The 2641-nt window shown below is 56.8% G+C and carries 4 protein-coding genes; all 4 read right to left on the bottom strand.

The genetic code is table 11. The features are described from left to right. On the bottom strand, positions 1-1216 hold a 1216-nt coding region (locus tag PK789_RS06335; RefSeq protein WP_324307804.1), incomplete at its 3' end, for a sensor histidine kinase. Continuing rightward, positions 1213-1890 (bottom strand): response regulator transcription factor, encoded by a 678-nt coding sequence (locus PK789_RS06330; protein WP_324307803.1) that lies wholly within the window; start codon positions 1888-1890, stop codon positions 1213-1215. The genes PK789_RS06335 and PK789_RS06330, both read right to left, overlap by 4 nt. 8 nt (positions 1891-1898) lie before the next feature. After that, positions 1899-2195, bottom strand: a complete 297-nt coding sequence (locus PK789_RS06325) for a PepSY domain-containing protein (RefSeq protein ID WP_324307802.1) — start codon at positions 2193-2195, stop codon at positions 1899-1901. Between the two features lie 86 nt (positions 2196-2281). Beyond that, on the bottom strand, positions 2282-2641 hold a 360-nt coding region (locus PK789_RS06320; RefSeq protein WP_503011912.1), incomplete at its 5' end, for an HvfC family peptide modification chaperone.

The following is a 2641-nucleotide window of genomic DNA, read 5'->3' as shown; positions in this document are numbered from 1 at the left end:
CCTCCAAGCGCACAAAGCGTTGTCGCACGCGATGATGGTCGGCAATAGGAATTCCTGGGCCATCGTCGCGCACATCGATTTGAATGATGTTGCCCTTGCGCATGGCAGACAGAGCAACATGCGTGCCGGCAGGTGTATGGCGAAGTGCGTTTTCCAGCAGGTTCAACACAGCCTGCGCCAACAGCTGACGGTCACCAGACACGTAGAGTCCGGTTGTGATGTGGGCGGTGAATGTGTGCGCACAATCTTCTGCGATGGCTTGTGCGCTATCGGAGAGATCATTCAGTAGAGTGCTGACATCGATGGTGGTGAAACTTTTGGTCAAATGCCCGGCATCGACTTCGGCAATCCGCAAAATGGCATCGAACAGAGCCAGAACTTCATCCGTACGATCCAGGGCATGCTCGATTCTGGCTTGCTTGAGCGGCATGTCTTCTTCGCCACGCATACGTTCAAGCTGGTTGCGCAGGCCCACCAAGGGTGTGCGTAGGTCATGGGCAAGGTCGGCGCTGACCTGGCGCAGGTTTTCGACCAGAGCGGCAACCCGGTTCAGCATGGCATTCAGTGAATTGGCCACACGATCGAACTCATCATGGGTGTGCCCAATCTCGGCGCGATGTTGAAGATTGCCGGCAATCACCGCATCGGCCGTGGTAGTGATTGGCGCCAAACGTCGGTGCAGGTAGCGTGCCAATAGCAATGCGGTACCCGTGCCGAGTACAAGCAGGGCCAACGCCGCCAGCCCAAACATGCCAAACAACGTGTGATTGATGGCTTCCAGTGCTTCTAGGTCGGCCGCAACCACCAAACGATTTCCATCTGGCAGGCGGCTCACCAGTGCGCGCGCGGGATCAGGTCCTTCTTGTGGGTCATTCAATGAAATTTGCTGCCATCCCAGTGGCGGCAGTGTAGTGTCGATGTTGCCACCCAGCATGCGGCCATCGGCTGTAAACAAGGCCGCACCTTGTGGTACCGGCCCGCCGCTACGCAGTCGTGTCAGTACACGCATGACACCGGCGGCGCCTTCTGTCCTGTATTCATTTGAAAGCGTGGTGGATAACTGCGTGATACTGGTATCGATCTGGTTGAGCAGCGCGGCATGGGTGGCGTAAGACACGCCAATGCCTAACGGAACCAATGCGCAGATGTAAAACAACAGGCCAATGATGGCAATTCGATACGACGCACTCCGCGGTAAGGGCAAACGCAGCGTCATGCTGTCCGAACTCGGTAGCCCGTGCCGCGTGCAGTTTCAATGATGTCTTCGGCAAAGCCATCATTGAGTTTGGAGCGTAGCCGACTCATATGGGTTTCGACGATTTTTGTCTGCGGGTCGAAATGAAAATCCCACACACGTTCCAGCAGCATCGTTCGGGTGATGAACTCGCCAGCATGGCGAAGCAATTCTTCCAGTAGACGAAATTCACGCGGCTGCAAGGGAATAAGCTTGCCCTCGCGGCGTACTTCGCGGCGCAGCAGGTCCATCTCGAGCCCGGCAGCGTGTAATCGCGTGCTGACGGATGTCGGTATATGCCGTCTGGCAAGGGCTTGTACGCGTGCGGCCAGTTCACTGAATGCAAATGGTTTGACAAGGTAGTCATCGGCGCCTGCGTGTAATCCATCCACACGGTCTTCGATACGCCCCAATGCCGTCAACATCAGAACTGGAGTGGTGATGTCGGCCACGCGCAAGCGTTTCAACACGCTGAGCCCATCAAGCTGCGGCAACATCCGGTCAAGGATGATGACATCCAGTGTTTCCGTGAGTGCCAGATGCAAGGCGTCCTCGCCGTTGCTGGCGGCAAGGACGTTATGGCCGTGCTCGCGCAACCCCCGCGCAACAAACTGGCGAGTGTCGAGGTCATCCTCGGCGAGCAAGATTTTCAACATGCGGTGGTTTAGTCGCGGTTGGCGGCGGATTCAAATTTATCTTCGACAATTTTACCGGTGACGACATCAACACCGATTTCGTGAATTTTGTCGCCTTGCTGGATATCGAACGAATAACGCATGCTGCCGTTTTCTTTTTCGCGCTCTTGTTTGGTGACTTTGCCGGGTGCCGCCTTGAGCGCGATGGCACGGGCCTGTGCAATGCTGATTTCGGGTGCTTTTTTGGCGGCGGGCGTAGTGGCCACGGCGCTTGCCGATACGGCAACCAAGAGGGCTAGGGCAATACGGGTTTGCAGAGTGTTCATGGGTGATCCTGTGTGAGGGAGAACGCTGTCATCCTATGCAGGGTCGGTGTGCGTGCGCGTTTCCATCAGGATACAAATTCCCAACCTTAGTGTGCCCACAGCACAATGCCGCGTTGCTGTAGTTGGGCGAGCATGGTGGTGGCTTCGCTAAAAAAAACACGGTTGTCGCGTTGCTCGACGCTATCGGCCAGTTGTTGCAGCAAGCGGTGGCCGGTGTCCTCACCATTAGCCTCGATCAAGGCCAACAAGCGATACAGCAACGGTGAAAGCTGCGAAAACTGCACGCGGCCATCGGCTTGGCGATGGAGCAAGATCAAGCTGGGGTCGGCGGGCAACTCGATGGGTTGATAGTGTGGGCCAATCTGATGCACGGGCCATTGGTAGGCCAGTGGCCACGCCAGTGGCGACAGCACCGGCACGCCCTCCAGTACGTCGCCTTGCGGATC

It is taken from the genome of Thermomonas sp., from assembly GCF_035369645.1.
In the GTDB taxonomy this organism is placed as follows: domain Bacteria; phylum Pseudomonadota; class Gammaproteobacteria; order Xanthomonadales; family Xanthomonadaceae; genus Thermomonas.
The sequence above is the reverse complement of the archived record's forward strand: the minus strand, read 5'-3'. Positions and strand labels throughout refer to the sequence as shown.

What these genes read in the sequence shown, in the direction of transcription:
- PK789_RS06330 (WP_324307803.1), bottom strand. Translation starts at nt 1,890, where the DNA reads ATGTTGAAAATCTTGCTCGCCGAGGATGACCTCGACACTCGCCAGTTT.
- PK789_RS06325 (WP_324307802.1), bottom strand. Translation starts at nt 2,195, where the DNA reads ATGAACACTCTGCAAACCCGTATTGCCCTAGCCCTCTTGGTTGCCGTA.